This is a genomic window from Nocardia jejuensis NBRC 103114, assembly GCF_001613145.1.
In the GTDB taxonomy this organism is placed as follows: domain Bacteria; phylum Actinomycetota; class Actinomycetes; order Mycobacteriales; family Mycobacteriaceae; genus Nocardia; species Nocardia jejuensis.
The window spans coordinates 61,497-77,429 of sequence record NZ_BDBU01000030.1; the positions used below are offsets into that span (position 1 = coordinate 61,497).

Here is a 15,933-nt window from a genome sequence, read left to right on the forward strand (position 1 = left end):
CATGACGTGAGCGCTCGGCGAATCGGTGCACGCGCGACGCGATTTCGATGTGGCGTCCACCATCATTGCGCACCGAGGTGGCGCCCGTTACAGTCACGACCCGTTGGGTACGGCAATGTTTCCAGGACGCGGCGGGGTCGGATGAATTTCGGAAAGCTCAGAGGACGCGTGCTCGGCACGCTCGCACTACTCACGGCGGCGGTGACCGTCGGCGCGCTGGCGACCCCCGCCGCGACAGCGGAACCCGATGCCGGCGCGCTCGGCGCGGCATGGACGGCGGCTCAGGATGCGGCGCCGCTGTATCCCGGTGTGCACATCGACTGGGATGTGCCGATCACCATGAGCGACGGAACCGTGTTGAAGGCCAACGTCTATCGGCCGATGGACGCGCAGGGCCGGATCGTGGACACCCCGCTGCCGACCATCGTGAACCTGACCCCGTACACCAAACTGGTGTCGATGATCGCCGACTCGGCGCTCTCGATCCCGGGGCTCAACGACGTGCTCAGCAGTTTCCTGCGCGGTTTCGACCTGTCCTCGGTCGGCCTCGGCGGACTCACCGAGCTCACCAAGGCGCTTCCGGGCGGGGCGGCTCGCCTGTTCACCGCCGACCGCACGCTGATCCAGAGCGGTTACACGCAGGTGGTCGCCGATGTGCGCGGCACCGGTTTCTCCGAGGGCGTCTGGCAGGTCTTCCAGGAGCGCGAGCAGCTCGACAATGTCGAGGTGATCGACTGGGCCAGCCGTCAGTCCTGGTCCGACGGCAAGGTCGGGATGAGCGGCATCTCGTACTCGGCGATCAACCAGATGCACGCCGCCGAGCATCATCCGGAGGCGCTCAAGGCCATCTTCCCGGTGGAGCCGGGCAGCGACCTGGTGCGTGACGTGCTCGCCACCGGTGGCGCACTGGGTTTCGGATTCATTCCGCCGTGGCTGCTCGCGGTCAACACGCTCAAACTGATGCCGGATCTGGCCTCGGTCTTCAGCGGGAACTTCGATTGGAAGTGGCTCGCGGACCGTTCGCAGAGCCCGATGACGTTCTTCGACTACATCATTCAGGCACTGACGGTGCAGAGCGTCCCGGAGATCCCCGACAATCTCAAGAGCATTCTGGAGACCGACAGCCCGCTGCGCAGCGGCTGGCTCGGACATCCGGAGCGGGTGCAGGTACCGACCTTCGTCTACGGCGGCTGGCACGACATCTTCACCTACTCCGAGCCGCGCATCTACAACGCGATTCCCTTGCCGCCCGGGCAGAAACAGCTCGTCATGGGCGATACCTACCACGCGAATCCGGGCAGCGGCATGGGCGAGCCCGGCACTCCGCCCCGCATGGACGTACTGCAGCGCGCGTGGTTCGACAAGTGGCTCAAGGGAATCGACAACGGCATCGACGGCTACGGCCCGGTGACGCTGTTCCAGCAGGGCGGGGGCTGGACCACCGCCGGTGAATTCCCGCGCAGCGAGGCCGAATACCGTCGCCTGTACCTGTCCGGCGCGCCCAGCGGCACCAGCGCCGGCAGCGTGCACGACGGCAGCCTGACCGCCGAACCCGGTGCGGCCGAGCGGCTTACCGTCTCGCCCGGCGTGATGAGCCTGTGCTCCAGGGATTCCGCGCAGATCACCGCGGGCATCACCGCCATTCTCGACCTGTGCGCCAAGGACGGCCGGGCGATGGAGATGAACGGCCTCACCTTCACCGGTGCGCCGGTGGCCGAGCCGACCATCATCTCCGGCCCGGTGAACCTGCACCTGAACACGGTGCTGGACGCCACCGACGGTTACTGGTCAGCGACGCTCAACGACGTTGCGCCGGACGGTAAGTCGACGGTACTGACCTCGGGCCAGATCACCGCCTCGCTGCGCGCCGTGGACGAGGCCAGATCGACCCGCTCGGCGAACGGCGACTACACCGACCCGTACCCGTTCCTCACCCTCGCCGACCGGCAACCGCTGGTGCCCGGTCAGCCCACCCAGGTGGATCTGGGCCTGACCGCCACCGACGCGGTCCTGCAACCGGGTCATCGCCTGCGCGTGGACGTCTTCGCGTTCAACTTCCCGCGCGGACTTCCGTTGCGCCCGTTGCTGAACGAGAGCGGCCTGCGCCCACAGCACATCGAACTCGATCCCGGCGCGCCCAGCTGGATCAACGTTCCGATCGGCGGCCGCCCCGGCTGGTGAGAGACGGAACGGTCGCACCGGCTTGCTCCGGTGCGACCGTTCGGCGTTCGGCGTGTGGTCTCAGCCCGCCATGCTCGAGTAGCTGACCAGCAGGTCCTGGCTCTCCTGCGAGAGCTTCCAGCTGCCGCCGATGTTCTTCCAGGTCACCGGGATCGGGAAGCAGGAGCCGCCCGCGCAGCTGTTGAGTGTTGCCGAGAGCACGTCGCCTTCGACGCTCACCGGGCCGATGACGTCCCAGCTGTAGCCGGGGATGCGGGCGATGATCTGGCCGACCTTGACGATCTGGCTGCCGTCGCCGGACTCCAGCTCCGCGCCGGAACCGTTGAGCGCGTTCTGCAGCTTGCCCTTCAGCTCACCGGTGGACGGTGTGGCGGGGGCGGCGACGGCGGCGGGGGCGGTGGCCACGATGGCTGCGGCGCCGACGGGCAGCAGCAGGCCGGCGGCAGCCATCGAGGTAGCGACGAACTTGCGGATCATGAGCACATCTCCTGAGCTAGGTTAGGCTAAGCATATTTCATGACCACTGGGCTGCTGTCCATACTCCGGTGGCGAAAAGAACTCGGCGCGACTCTCAGTTCCGCTGCGATAGCTCGAATCCGACCTCCGCACCGCCCTCGGGCCGATTCCGGGCGAAGACGGTGCCGTCGTGCGCGGTGACGATGTCGTGCACGATGGCCAGGCCGAGGCCCGATCCCGGGGTGGACCGGGTGCGCCCCGCCCGGTAGAAGCGGTCGAACACCGAGTCGATGTCGGCCGGGTCGATACCGGAACCGTTGTCGCGCACCGACAGTCGCGTTCGATGAATGTGCACGACGATCGGGGTGTCCTCCGGACTGTATTTGGTGGCATTGTTCAGCAGGTTGTCCACGCAGCGGGCCAGGCCCTGGGGCCGGGCGGTCACCGTGACCGGATCGTCGGCGGTGACGGTGATGGTGCGGCCGGTGCGACGACGGAAGCGCTGTGCGCAATCCTCGGCCAGGGCCGGAAGCTCCAGGGCCACGGCCGCTTCGGCGGTGTGCTGATCGGTGGCGAGGTCGACCAGCTCGCCGATCAGGGCATCGAGCGCTCTGGCCTCCTGGACCAGGGTGGTCAGCACCGTGGCCTCGTCCTCGGGGGTGAGCCGCCCGCGCGCCCGCTGCAGCAGCTCGGCGCTGCCGCGCACCGAGGTCAGCGGGGTGCGCAGTTCGTGGCTCGCGTCCTGCACCAGCCGATGCTGTTGTGCCCGGGAGAATCTCAGCGCCGAGAGCATGCTGTCGAAGCTGCGGGTGAGATCGCCCACCTCGCCGCCGCCCGGATCGGGCAGCGTGGCGGCGGACAGGTCCCCGGTGCTGGTGATGTGCTTGGTGGCCGCGGCAAGCCGGTGGATCGGCCGCAGGATCCGGCCGATGACCAGCCAGCTGAACAGGGCCGCCACCGCGACCGCGACGAGGGTGATCCAGGTTGTGCGCCAGAGGAATTGGTGATCGATGCGCTCGACCTCGGCCCAGTTCTGGCTCACCATCACCGCACCGCCGCCCGGGCGACCCTTGGTGAGCACGCCGTGGGTCTCCCCGTCGGCGACCACTTCGGTCTCGTTGGCGCCCTGGCCCGCACGGGCCACGGCGCGGTCGGCGTCGGTGACCGGCAACGGATCTCGGCCGGGCGTCAGCGGACGCACCGTGCCGTCGGGCAGCAGCAGCTGTTCGGTCACGTCCGGGCGCACCGGCGGGGTCGCGCCCGCGTCGAGAACGGCCAGCACGGTATCGGCGCGATCGGTGAGACCGCGATCGATCTGATCGGCCACCAGCGGTGACACCGCGCGGTAGGCGGTCACGATCGTCACCAGGATCGCCGCGACGATGGCGGTCACGGCGACCAGGGTCACCTTGGTGCGCAACATCATTGCTCCCGGATGGTGAAACCGACGTTGCGCACGGTGTGGATCAGCCGGGTCGCACCGTGCTGTTCGGTCTTACGCCGCAGATAGCCGATGTACACGTCCAGGGATCGTGATTCGGTGTCGAAGTCGAAACCCCAGATGTGCTCGTAGATCCGGCCTCTGGTGAGCACCACCCGCTGATTGCGCAGAAGTAGTTCCAGCACGTCGAACTCGGTGCGGGTGAGCTCCACCGGCATCTCGCCGCGACGTACCTCCCGGGTGGCCGGATCCAGCGTCAGATCGGCGATACCCAGAGTGCCGGAGGCGATATCGGGCTCGGGCGCGCCGCGCCGGAGCAGCGCGCGGATCCGGGCCAGCAGTTCCTCGGTGTCGAACGGCTTGGGCAGGTAGTCGTCGGCCCCGGCGTCCAGACCCGCGACTCGGTCGCCGACCTGGTGGCGGGCGGTCAGCACCAGGATCGGCAGCCGGTCCCCGCGCCGGCGCAGCAGGCGGCACAGCGACAGCCCGTCCAGCCGGGGCATGACCACGTCCACCACCGCCGCATCCGGCCGATCGCTCTCGAGCAGTTCCAGTGCGGCCTGGCCGTCCTGGGCCGTCAGCACCCGGTACCCCTCGAAGCGCAGCAGTTGCTCGAGGGTGCTGCGTACGTTCGGATCGTCCTCGACGATGAGCACCGAGGGCGCGGGCAGTGCCGGATTCGCGAAGGCCATGGACTCATTCTGGGTGGTGGTGGACGTTGTCACGGTGTGCGCCCGGTCAGTTCGTGACCGGGGTCACGGCGATGGGCGGGATGTTTGCCACACACGTGCTGGAGGGAGCGGCTCCGGTGCGCACGAACTCGGCGACGATCCCGGTGACACAGCCGCTGGGCTCCATGTCCGGCACGTGCCCGGTGTTCGGGACCGACAGGAAGGTGGCGTGCGGGAAGCGCGCCGCCGCCCGCTTGCCGTTGGCGTCCGGGGTGATCGCGTCGAGATCGCCCGACAGCACCAGTACCGGCACGTCCGGCATCGGCTCGGTCATCTGATCGGGCCGCTGGTGATTCGCGAGCGCGGGCCAGCCGATGCACGAGTCGCCGCCGTCCCGCTGGGCCGCGCCGAAGCCGGCGGCGCTGAACGCCCCCAGTCCGCCGGGTGCGGTGGCCAGCGCGTCGCGGTACTGCTGCTCACGTTGCGGGCGGTCCGCGGTGGCCGACCACAGCGGTGCGTAGTCGTTGCAGGTGACCGCGATGTAGGCGTCGATGTTCTCGTAGCCGGGCTCGGACGTTGTGGCGGTGACGAATTCACGCAGCGGGCCGTCGTCGCCGCGTACGGACGCACGCAGCGCGGCGGGCAGGGTGCCCAGTGGAGTCATCGAATCCGGTTGTGCGCCCACATTGCTGGTGGCGGCCTCGAATACGAGATTGCCCAGCATGCCCTCGGTGAGCAGGATCGGCTGCTCGCCGGGAACGGTGATCGGCTGTGCGCGCAGGCGTTCCGCGGTGACGCGCAGGTCCGCGACGGCGGTGTCACCGTCGCAGGCTCGGCTGCGTTCGCAGATGCGTTGCAGCGTCAGCGATACCGCTTCCGCGTTGGGGCGTTGCAACCGGTCGAAATCGGCGGGGTAGGCGCCGGTCAGGATCATCGACTGCACGTGCTCGGGGTGGCGCTGGGCGTAGATCGGCATCAGGTATGTGCCGTAGGAGATCCCGTACAGCACCAGCTTCGGGATCTCGAGCCGTTCGCGCACGGCGTCGAAGTCGTCGACCGTGGCCGCGGAGGTGTAGCCCGCGACCTTCGCTCCGAGCTCCTGCCCGCATCGCTCGGCCGCGCGCACCTGCTGCTCGCGGGTGCCCACCTGATAGTCCCGGTTGTCCGCGCCGCATTCCAGCGGGCTGGACAGGCCGGTGCCGCGCGGATCGATCAGCAGCAGATCGTGATCGTCCAGCATGGCCTGGGACAGGGCCGCGGCCTCGGCCGCGTGCGAGATCATCGGCACCCCCGGGCCGCCCGGATTCGGGGTGATGGTGCCCGCGGCGGGTACCGCGCCGTTGCTGTGCCGCACCAGCGCGTAACTGACGTCGATGGTGCCCAGGTCCGGCTGTCCGGTCACCAGGGGGCGTTGCAGCACACCGCAATCCACCGCGTGCCCCGTCACGGCCGGGCACCATTGCGGGCTCGCCGCCACCCGGGCGGCCGGCTCGCCGCCGCAGCCGAGGACCGCACCCGCGATCGCGGCCGCCGCCAGTGCCAGGCTCACCGAGCGCACTACTGAGCGCATCTGGAAACTCCTCTTCGTCGTCCACTGCTCCGGGTGATCACCGGGGCGTCGACAGCGATCCTGCGCGAGCGACGGCAAAGCGAAGTCAGGCCGACGGCAAAACCGTGTAAGAATCCGCGCGGTCCGGGAACGACGACGCCTTCCCGCTCATCGGAGAGCGGGAAGGCGTTGCACGACAATGAAGTTCGGCCCGGGGTCGGTTACCAGTGGGTGCCGGGGACCAGGCGCGCCGCGCGGCGCAGGGCGGTGCCGGTGATCCGGACCGCGGGCGGGACCGGACGGCGGCGGCGCTGAGGTTCGGCGATCTCCTGATCGTCGGTCTCGGTCTCGATCACCGTTTCGCCCTTGGCGGCGGCCGAATCCGGGTTGGCGCGGTAGTAGCGGTGCAGCACCCGCTCCTTGATGGCGGGCGCGACCAGGTTGCCGTATTCGGCGAGCGTGCCCAGTGGGACGTCGATGCGGCGCGGGCGTTCGCTGAGGGCGCGCACGACGAGCGCGGCGGCCCACTCCGCGGACTGGGTGGGCGCGCCCTGATCGCCGCTGGGCGTGATCATCGGCGTGCGCACCAGCGGCATGTGGATGGTGGTGAAAGTGACGTTGTCCGCGAGCATTTCGGCCGCGGTCACCTCGGTGAACTTGTCCAGCGCGGCCTTGCTGGCCAGGTACGCGGCGAAGCGCGGCGTGGCGACCTGCACGCCGGCGCTGGAAATGTTGACGATGTGACCGTCCTTGCGCTCACGCATCTGCGGCAGCAGGGCCAGCGTCATGCGGACCGCGCCGAAGTAGTTGACCGCCATGGTGCGCTCGAAGTCGTGCATGCGATCGGTGGAGCGGTGCACGGCCCGGCGGATGGAGCGCCCGGCATTGTTGACCAGCATGTCGACGTGACCGTGCGTGTCGAGGATGAGAGTGATCGCGCGATCGACGGATTCGGCGTCGGTGACGTCGCACTGGTAACCGTGGGCGGTGCCGCCGTCGGCGTTGATCTTCTCCACCTCGATGGCGAGTTCGTCGGCGCGGCGGGCGAGCAGGATCGCCACCGCCCCCTTCTGGGCGACGGCGTGCGCGGCGGACAGGCCGATGCCCGAGGAAGCGCCGGTGATGAGGACATGCTTGCCGGTCAGGTCGCGGCGTGCGCGCCGACGGGCCAGGTAACCGTTGGTGGTGTCGGTCATCGCTGCTCCCTTGCTGCGGATCGAATTGCCTAGAACTTACTCCAAAGTAAGTTCCACGGCCAGAGTGCCTCGCGCAACAGTCCGGCGCCGGTGGGCGGCGGCTCCGCGGACGCGGTGACGGTGGTGCGGTTGTGCCGCTCGAGCCCGGTGTGATTCGTGGGTTTCACCTCGGCGGGTCCCCGTAGAGACCGATCGGTTTCGAATGTATGTTCGACATCTGCGGTCGTCGCGAAAGGAGGTGCGTCATGGGCTGGCATCACGGACCACCCACGTGGTCGGAGTTGGAACGGGTGCTGTCCGGACGACCCGATCCGGCGCGGCCCGTTCCCGAGGGCGACGGCGGCGACAGCCCGGCCTGGTCGCGCAGACGGGAGAAATACGAGGCCGGGGGGCTGCTTCGGCCCGAAGGGCCGGTGGTGCCGTACGCCGAACTGCACACCCACTCCGCCTACAGCTTCCTCGACGGTGCGAGCCAGCCCGAGGAACTGGTGGAGGAGGCGGTGCGCCTCGGGCTCGAGGCGCTCGCGCTCACCGACCACGACGGGTTCTACGGGGTGGTGCGATTCGCGGAGGCGGCCCGGGAATGGGGGATGCCGACCGTGTTCGGTGCGGAGCTCTCGATCGGCACCGCTGCCCGGCCGGGTGCGCATCTGGCACCGCGCGGTGGGCGGCGGGGCCGCAAGCAGGCCCCCGCCGTGGGAGCGCTGCCGCTCGACGTCACCGACTCCGCCCCGCGCACCGGATCGCCCGATCCCACCGGTCCGCATCTGCTGGTGCTGGCGCGCGGACAGGAGGGCTACCGGCGGCTGTCCCGGGAGATGGCCGCCGCGCACATGGCGGCGGGGGAGAAGGGAATCCTGCGCTACGACCTGGACCGGCTCACCGAGGCGGCGGGCGGGCACTGGCATGTGCTCACCGGATGCCGGAAAGGGGCTGTGCGCCAGGCACTCACGCGCGGCGATGCCGCCGCCGAGGCCGCCCTGCTGGATCTGATGGAGCGATTCGGGCGCGAACACGTGAGCGTGGAGCTCACCCACCACGGCATCCCCGAGGACGACGAGCGCAATGCCCGGCTCGTCGCGATCGCCGATCGGGTGGGATTGCCCGTACTCGCCACTACCGGAGCGCATTTCGCGGGGCCGCCGCAGCGGCGGCGGGCCATGGCGCTGGCCGCCATCCGGGCTCGGCAGAGCCTGGACGAGATGGCCGGTTGGCTGGCCCCCACCGGTGGCGCGCATCTGCGCTCCGGCGCGGAGATGGCGCGGCTGTTCGCGCAGAGCCCGGAGGCGGTGGCCAATGCGGCCGCCCTGGCCCGGGAGTGCGCGTTCGATCTGCGTTTGATCGCGCCGCAGCTGCCGCCCTTCGACGTGCCGCCCGGGCACGACGAGAGTTCGTGGTTGCGGGAACTCACCATGATGGGCGCGGCCCGGCGCTACGGCCCGCGCGCGGGAAACGCGCGGGCGTACCGACAGCTCGAACACGAGCTGGCGGTGATCTCCGAGCTGAAGTTCCCGGGCTACTTCCTGGTGGTGCACGACATCGTGAGCTTCTGCAAGGACAACGACATCCTGTGTCAGGGAAGGGGTTCCGCGGCCAACTCGGCCGTCTGCTACGCCATCGGCATCACCAATGTGGATCCGGTCGAGAACAAACTGCTGTTCGAACGGTTCCTGGCGCCGGAGCGGGACGGGCCGCCCGATATCGACGTGGACATCGAATCCGATCGCCGGGAGGAGGCGATCCAGCACGTCTACGCCAAGTACGGGCGCGAGTACGCGGCGCAGGTGGCCAATGTGATCACCTATCGAGGGCGGTCCGCGGTGCGCGATGCCGCTCGCGCCCTGGGGTTTTCGCCCGGTCAGCAGGACGCGTGGAGCAAGCAGGTGAGCCGCTGGACCGGGGTGTCCGGGGAGGAGCACACCGACATTCCGGCGGACGTGCTCGGCCTTGCCGGTGAACTGGAGGGTCTGCCGAGGCATTTGGGCATTCACTCCGGTGGCATGGTGATCTGCGATCGGCCGATCGCGGACGTCTGCCCGACCGAATGGGCGCGCATGGCCAACCGCAGCGTCCTGCAGTGGGACAAGGACGACTGTGCCGCAGCGGGATTGGTAAAATTCGACCTGCTGGGCCTGGGCATGCTGTCGGCGCTGCACTACATGATCGACCTGGTGCGCGAGCACAAGGAGCAGACCGTCGAGCTGTTCCGGCTGGATCTGTCCGAGGCCGCGGTGTACGAGATGCTGTGCCGCGCCGACTCGGTGGGCGTGTTCCAGGTGGAATCGCGGGCGCAGATGGCGACCCTGCCGCGCTTGAAACCGCGCACCTTCTACGACCTGGTGGTGGAGGTGGCGCTCATTCGCCCCGGACCCATCCAGGGTGGTTCCGTGCACCCGTACATCCGCCGCCGCAACGGCCAGGAGAAGGTGGACTACGACCATCCGGCACTGGAGAATTCGCTGGAACGGACTCTGGGCATCCCGCTGTTCCAGGAGCAGCTCATGCAGATGGCCGTGGACGTCGCGGGATTCACCGCCGCCGAGGCGGATCAGCTGCGCCGCGCCATGGGCTCCAAGCGGTCCACCGACAAGATGGAGCGACTGCGCGAACGCTTCTACCAGGGCATGCGCGATCTGCACGGCATCACCGGCGAGAAGGCCGACCGCATCTACGAGAAGGTGTACGCCTTCGCGAATTTCGGTTTCCCCGAGAGCCATTCACAGAGCTTCGCCTCCCTGGTCTTCTATTCGTCCTGGTTCAAACTGCACCATCCGGCGGCCTTCTGCGCCGGACTGCTGCGTGCGCAGCCGATGGGTTTCTACTCCCCGCAGTCCCTGGTGGCCGACGCGCGCAGGCACGGCGTGGCGGTGCACGGTCCCGATATCAACCACAGTCTGGCCGAGGCCACCTTGGAGGCCCGGGGCATGCAGATCCGCCTGGGCCTGGCCGCGGTCCGCCACATCGGCACGGAATTGGCCGAGAAGATCGTCGAGGCCCGTGCGGACACCCCCTACGCCTCGTTCCTGGATCTCACCGGCCGCGTGGAACTGACTGTGCCCCAAGCTGAATCCCTGGCGACCGCGGGCGCGCTCGGCAGTCTCGGCATCACCCGCCGCCAGGCCCTCTGGGCCGCGGGCGCGGCCGCCGGGGAGCGCCCCGATCGCCTGCCCGGCACCGGCGCGGTCACCGACGCCCCCGCCCTGCCCGGCATGAGCGATCTGGAACTGGCGGCAGCCGATGTCTGGGCCACCGGCGTCTCCCCGGACAGCTATCCCACCGAATTCCTGCGCCCCCGGCTCGATGCCCTCGGCGTCGTCCCCGCCGCCCATCTGCTCGATATCCGGGACGGCACAAGGGTTCTCGTCGGCGGCGCGGTCACCCACCGCCAGCGCCCCGCCACCGCCGGCGGCGTCACCTTCCTCAATCTGGAGGACGAAACCGGCATGGTCAACGTCGTCTGCTCGGTCGGCCTGTGGGCTCGCTACCGCCGCCTGGCCCAATCCGCCCCCGCCCTGCTCATCCGAGGCCGAGTGCAGAACGCCGAAGGCGCGGTCACCGTCGTAGCCGACCATCTCCAACGCATGGACCTGCGCATAGAGGCCCGCTCCCGAGACTTCCGCTGAGACACGATGTCCCCGAACGAGAGCGCTCCCGGACCGCTCACCGCCGGGAACGACTTCCCCCGTCACACACCTACACCGCGCCGGGGAAGCCCAACTGGCGCCAGGCTTCGTAGACCGCGACGGCGGCGGCGTTGGAGAGGTTCATGGAGCGGCGGCCGGGGAGCATGGGGATGCGGAGGCGCTCGGTGATCCGGGGGTCCGACAGGACGTCCTCGGGGAGGCCGGTGGGTTCGGGGCCGAACAGCAGGGCGTCGCCGTCGCGGTAGGCGATGTCGGTGTTGCGGGTGGTGGCGGCCGCGGTGAAGGCGAAGACGCGCTCGGGGGCGATGGCCTCCCAGGCGGCGGGCAGGTTCGGGTGGACCGTGACAGCGGCCAGATCGTGGTAGTCCAGGCCCGCGCGGCGCAGTTTCGGCTCGGACAGGTCGAAGCCGAGGGGTTCGATCAGGTGCAGGTGGCAGCCGGTACCGGCGGCCAGGCGAATGGCGTTGCCGGTATTGGGCGGGATGCGCGGTTCGAAGAACACCAGATGGAACACGCGCTCCAGCATCTCAGATTTGACCGGCTGGACCGGGAGGGGACCCCTGGTCCAGGTCGGTAGTTACACTCGGCGCGTGAGCCCAGCCCATGCCGCGCCCGAAAGCCGCAACAGTCGCACCGGCGCGTTCGTCCGGGACAATCTGCCGATGCTGCTGGTCGCCGTGGTGATGGTGGTGGCGGTGGTGTTCCTGGCCTGGGACAGATGGCGGCGCGGAACGTTCTTCTTCGGTGGTGCGACGCTGCTGGCGGCGGCATTGCGGATGCTGCTGCCGGCCGATCGAGTGGGCCTGCTCGCGGTGCGCGGCAAGGTCTTCGATGTGGTGTGGATGACCGTGCTCGGTGTCGCGATCATCGTGTTGGCGTGGACCATCAGCAGCCTCGGCGTCACTTAGACCGTCAGGCGGCGGCCGAGTTCGCGGCGCAACACCTCCTGTGCGGGGAGTCGTTCGAGCACCCGCAGCACGGCGGGGCGTAGCTCGCGCTGTTCGTCTTCCGACAGCAGTCCGACGAGGTCTCGTAGTTCCATGTCATCGAATGGTGACGTCATGGGAAACACTGTACGTAGCCGCGTTTCGCACGTTGTTAATTCCCGCGATCGGTTACGGAGGTGTCACCCCGATGAAACCGTCAGTGGGTCAGGACAATTCGTACGAAACAGGCCGGACATCCAGCGGTGTTGCAGTGCTACTGGAAGACCGTCCGGCCTGTTCTTAACGAGATTCACTCAGCGTCTTTACGGGATCCGTTCAGGGTCCCCGTGGGATTCGCTCAGGGAGGCCGAAATCAGGGCCGGGCCGCGCGCGTCGCGCGGGCCAGATCCATCGTCTCGATCATGAGCTTGCCGACCTGTTCGGTCTCGGTGAGGAACCCGTCGTGCCCGTCGCGCGAGCGAACGATCTCGAGGCCCTTGCACCCGGGCAGCAGCTCCGCGAGCTCCGCCTGGGTCCGCAGCGGATACAGGCGATCGGAATCCACGCCGCCGATCACGCAGGGCACCTCGGTGCGCGCGAGCGCCGCCTCGACGCCGCCGCGCCCGCGGCCGACGTCGTGCCGGTTCATGGCTTCGGTCAGCAGCACGTAGGTGGCCGGATCGAAGCGCGAGATCAACTTGTCCGCCTGGTACTCCAGATAGGACTGCACCGCGTAACGCCCACCGTCCCAGGGGTTCTCCTCACCCTGGCCGTGGTTCTCGAAGCGATGGTCGAGTTCGAACTCGGTCCGATAGGTCAGGTGCGCGATGCGGCGGGCGATGCCCATGCCGGTCATCGGCGCCCGGCCGGAACCGTGGTAGTTGCCGCCCTGCCAGTCCGGATCGGACCGGATGGCGGCCATCTGGGTGGTCTGGGTGCCGATCTGATCGGCGGTGGCGCGTGCGCCGACCGCGAGAACCAGTGCTGCGCCGACCTTCTCGGGATGCCCGATCATCCACTCGAGCACGCGCATGCCGCCCATCGAGCCGCCGACCACCGCCGCGAGCCGGTCGATGCCGAGCAGGTCGACCAGCTTCACCTCGGCCGTCACCTGATCGCGAATGGAGATCTCGGGAAACCGTGCGCCCCAAGGCTTTCCATCCGCCGCCAGCGACGCCGGCCCGGTGCTGCCCTTGCAGCCGCCGAACACGTTGGTGGCGATGACGCACCACTCGCGGGTGTCGATCGCCGCGCCCTCGCCGACGATGCCGTCCCACCAGCCGGGCTGCGCGTGATGCACGTCGACCGAACCGACCACGTGCGAATCACCGGTCAGCGCGTGCTCGACGAGCACGATGTTGTCCGCATTAGCCGAGGGTTCGCCCCAGCGCTGTACCGCCAGCGTCACGTCGGGGACGACGACCCCGCTCTCGAGCTCGACGTCCCCGATCGCGATGCTGCCGAGCGTCCCGTCCGGCGGCGGAAGCCGAAGTTCCGCCGCTGAACGAGAGGTGCTCGATTCGATGTTCACGGTCAACTCGTGGCCGCCGTCAGTCCGGCGCGGAGATCGGCCAGGATGTCCTCGATACCCTCGATGCCCACGGCCAGACGCACCAGACCAGGCGTGACGCCGGAAGCGAGCTGCTCCTCGGGCGTCAGCTGCGAATGCGTGGTGGAGGCCGGGTGGATCACGAGCGAGCGCACATCCCCGATGTTAGCGACATGGCTGTGCAGCACCAGTGCGTCCACGAACTTCTTGCCCGCGTCGACGCCGCCGGCCAGTTCGAAGGACACGATCGCGCCGACACCCTTCGGGGCCAGTTGTTTGCCACGCTCGAACCAGGGCGAGCCGGGCAGTCCGGCGTAGAACACCTTCTCCACCCCGGGCTGCTCGGCCAGGAACTCCGCGACGGCCTGCGCGTTGGACACGTGCCGCTCCACCCGCAGGCTCAGCGTTTCGATGCCCTGGCTGATCAGGAAGGCGTTGAACGGTGAGACGGCCGCGCCGAGGTCGCGCAGCAGTTGCACGCGCGCCTTGAGCGCATAGGCCGGAGCGCCCAGATCGGCGAACACCACACCGTGGTAGCTGGGATCCGCGGTGGTGAAGCCGGGGAAGCGGGACTTGCCCTCGGCGTCGGTCACGGTCCAGTCGAAGGCGCCGCCGTCCACGATCACGCCCGCGACGGCCGAACCGTGCCCGCCCAGGTACTTGGTGGCCGAGTGCACGACGATGTCGGCGCCCTGCTTCAGCGGCTGGATCAGGTACGGGGTGGCGACCGTGTTGTCCACGATCAGCGGGATGCCCGCCGCGTGCGCCACATCCGAGATGCCCGGGATGTCGAAGATGGAGCTGCTCGGGTTGGCGACGGTCTCGCCGTAGAACGCCTTGGTGTTGGGCCGGATGGCGGCCTTCCACTGCTCCAGGTCGTCCGGATCCTCGACGAAGCTGACCTCGATGCCCAGCTTGGGCAGCGAGTAGTGGAAGAGGTTGTAGGTGCCGCCGTACAGGTGCGGGCTGGACACGATGTGGTCCCCGGCCTGCGCCAGGTTCAGGATCGCGTAGGTCTCCGCGGCCTGTCCCGAGGCCAGCAGCAGCGCCGCCACGCCACCCTCGAGGGCGGCCACGCGCTGCTCCACCGCGTCCTGGGTGGGGTTCATGATGCGGGTGTAGATATTGCCCGGCTCGGCGAGACCGAACAGCGCGGCGGCGTGATCGGTGTCGCGGAAGGCGTACGAGGTCGTCTGGTAGATCGGCAGGGCGCGGGCGCCGGTGCTGGCGTCGGGGGCCTGGCCGACGTGGACCTGCTTGGTCTCGAAGGACCAGTCGGCAGGGTCTGCGGACAGGGCAGCGGGCGCGTTCGAGTCACTCATGTCATGCTCCAGGAATACGAGGTCGCCGATTGGCGGAGTGGATGGCTATCGGAAGGCGAATTGGCTTCGACAACAACACATCTCGGTGCCTCCTACAGTGCGCTTGCGCTCGGCCTTCGAACGCCCGGTCTTCACCCGGAGCACCCCACCGCAGCTGGAGGGTTGCCGATCAGCGAGCCGGGGCTTGGCGCTGATGCTCTTGACCTGTTTCGGGATTCTAACGGTGCGAGGAGTCGGCCGCCGCGACGGGGAGGGCACAACTCTTCGCGAACTCTTCGTACGCGCCGATGACGTTGTTCACAAGGGTTTGAACCGAGGTTGTGGAGGAGCAGTCCGGGAATTCCGAGTCGGAGTCGAACTCGCATTCCATGCCGACGCGCACGATGCCGTGCCAGGTGGCCGCGATCAGCCGGACCGGCATGGCGTCGACCGAGGTGCGCAGGCGCTCGGCCAGCACGAGGGTCATGGCCCGGGTCTTGGTGTCGGCGGCTTCGAGACTCTGCGCGCGGACGGTGGGACTGCCGCGGGTGATGCGCTGCATTTGCTGGAACCAGCGGAACGGCACCGGGTTGTCACCCTCGATGACCTGGTCCACCACGGCCAGGAACGAATCGAGCAGCGCCTGCAGCTCGTTGCCGGTGACCGGCTGCGCGCGCAGCTGATCGGCGACCGCGGCGCCCCAATCCTCGACGGGGGCGATGACGATCGCCTCCTTGTTGTCGAAGTACCGGTTCACGGTGCGCGGTGAGACGTCCGCGGCGTCGGCGATCTGCTCGACGGTGGTGGCCTCGAATCCCTGGGAATCGCACAGCGCGAGGGCCACGTCGATGATTCGCGTCCGGGTCTGCTGCTTCTTGCGTTCGCGCAGGCCCGGCTTCTGACGCTCCAGCACGGCGGCGTGCGCTGAGGACTCGGACATACCGCAATCATATCCCGACCCGCGCTGATTGTGACTTGAACCGCCAACTGTCTGACTGCGACATTTTTCTCTTGACGCC

Annotated in this window: 13 protein-coding genes and 1 riboswitch; of the genes, 3 read left to right on the plus strand and 10 right to left on the minus strand. The window is 68.7% G+C overall.

The genetic code is table 11. The annotated features are described in order from the left end of the window. Window positions 1-141: 141 nt before the first annotated feature. Window positions 142-2,181 carry a CocE/NonD family hydrolase gene (locus NJ1_RS24210; RefSeq protein ID WP_067698267.1) on the plus strand — a complete coding sequence of 680 codons (2,040 nt, stop codon included), beginning with the start codon at window positions 142-144 and terminating at the stop codon, window positions 2,179-2,181. Window positions 2,182-2,241: 60 nt separating this feature from the next. On the opposite strand, the gene NJ1_RS24215 is transcribed toward NJ1_RS24210, so the two are convergent. From NJ1_RS24215 to NJ1_RS24235, 5 genes are all read right to left on the minus strand, one after another. Further along, window positions 2,242-2,658 carry an MTB12 C-terminal domain-containing protein gene (locus tag NJ1_RS24215; RefSeq protein ID WP_067698269.1) on the minus strand — a complete coding sequence of 139 codons (417 nt, stop codon included), beginning with the start codon at window positions 2,656-2,658 and terminating at the stop codon, window positions 2,242-2,244. A gap of 94 nt (window positions 2,659-2,752) precedes the next feature. After that, complete coding sequence (locus NJ1_RS24220; RefSeq protein WP_169813195.1) at window positions 2,753-4,060, minus strand: sensor histidine kinase; 1,308 nt, start codon at window positions 4,058-4,060, stop codon at window positions 2,753-2,755. Further along, entirely contained in the window at window positions 4,060-4,770 is a 711-nt protein-coding gene (locus tag NJ1_RS24225; RefSeq protein ID WP_067698475.1) for a response regulator transcription factor, read from the minus strand. The genes NJ1_RS24220 and NJ1_RS24225 overlap by 1 nt, the downstream gene beginning before the upstream one ends. A gap of 46 nt (window positions 4,771-4,816) precedes the next feature. Then, the gene (locus NJ1_RS24230; RefSeq protein ID WP_067698273.1) at window positions 4,817-6,319 is read right to left on the minus strand and encodes an alpha/beta hydrolase; all 1,503 of its coding nucleotides are present in this window, start codon (window positions 6,317-6,319) and stop codon (window positions 4,817-4,819) included. Window positions 6,320-6,519: 200 nt separating this feature from the next. Further along, on the minus strand, window positions 6,520-7,494 hold the full coding sequence (locus tag NJ1_RS24235) for an SDR family NAD(P)-dependent oxidoreductase (protein ID WP_067698275.1): 975 nt from the start codon (window positions 7,492-7,494) through the stop codon (window positions 6,520-6,522). Window positions 7,495-7,739: 245 nt separating this feature from the next. Between NJ1_RS24235 and NJ1_RS24240 the strand changes: the two genes are divergently transcribed. Continuing rightward, complete coding sequence (locus tag NJ1_RS24240) at window positions 7,740-11,117, plus strand: error-prone DNA polymerase (protein ID WP_067698277.1); 3,378 nt, start codon at window positions 7,740-7,742, stop codon at window positions 11,115-11,117. Window positions 11,118-11,187: 70 nt separating this feature from the next. On the opposite strand, the gene NJ1_RS24245 is transcribed toward NJ1_RS24240, so the two are convergent. Next, window positions 11,188-11,664 (minus strand): tRNA (cytidine(34)-2'-O)-methyltransferase, encoded by a 477-nt coding sequence (locus NJ1_RS24245; protein ID WP_422615774.1) that lies wholly within the window; start codon window positions 11,662-11,664, stop codon window positions 11,188-11,190. A 136-nt stretch (window positions 11,665-11,800) separates the two neighbouring features. Here NJ1_RS24245 and NJ1_RS24250 point away from each other — a divergent pair, with 136 nt between their 5' ends. Continuing rightward, the gene (locus tag NJ1_RS24250; protein ID WP_067698479.1) at window positions 11,801-12,046 is read left to right on the plus strand and encodes a DUF3017 domain-containing protein; all 246 of its coding nucleotides are present in this window, start codon (window positions 11,801-11,803) and stop codon (window positions 12,044-12,046) included. Here the strand turns inward: NJ1_RS24250 and NJ1_RS39785 are convergent. From NJ1_RS39785 to NJ1_RS24265, 4 genes are all read right to left on the minus strand, one after another. Next, window positions 12,043-12,201, minus strand: coding sequence for a hypothetical protein (locus NJ1_RS39785; protein WP_169813196.1), 159 nt, complete (start codon window positions 12,199-12,201; stop codon window positions 12,043-12,045). The genes NJ1_RS24250 and NJ1_RS39785 overlap by 4 nt on opposite strands. A gap of 236 nt (window positions 12,202-12,437) precedes the next feature. Continuing rightward, entirely contained in the window at window positions 12,438-13,601 is a 1,164-nt protein-coding gene (gene metX, locus NJ1_RS24255) for a homoserine O-acetyltransferase MetX (RefSeq protein WP_084478728.1), read from the minus strand. Continuing rightward, window positions 13,598-14,935 carry a bifunctional o-acetylhomoserine/o-acetylserine sulfhydrylase gene (locus NJ1_RS24260; RefSeq protein ID WP_084478729.1) on the minus strand — a complete coding sequence of 446 codons (1,338 nt, stop codon included), beginning with the start codon at window positions 14,933-14,935 and terminating at the stop codon, window positions 13,598-13,600. The genes metX and NJ1_RS24260 overlap by 4 nt, the downstream gene beginning before the upstream one ends. A gap of 94 nt (window positions 14,936-15,029) precedes the next feature. Continuing rightward, a riboswitch (SAM riboswitch) is annotated at window positions 15,030-15,140 on the minus strand. 12 nt (window positions 15,141-15,152) lie between these two features. After that, window positions 15,153-15,854, minus strand: a complete 702-nt coding sequence (locus tag NJ1_RS24265) for a TetR/AcrR family transcriptional regulator (protein ID WP_067698279.1) — start codon at window positions 15,852-15,854, stop codon at window positions 15,153-15,155. Window positions 15,855-15,933: the final 79 nt, after the last annotated feature.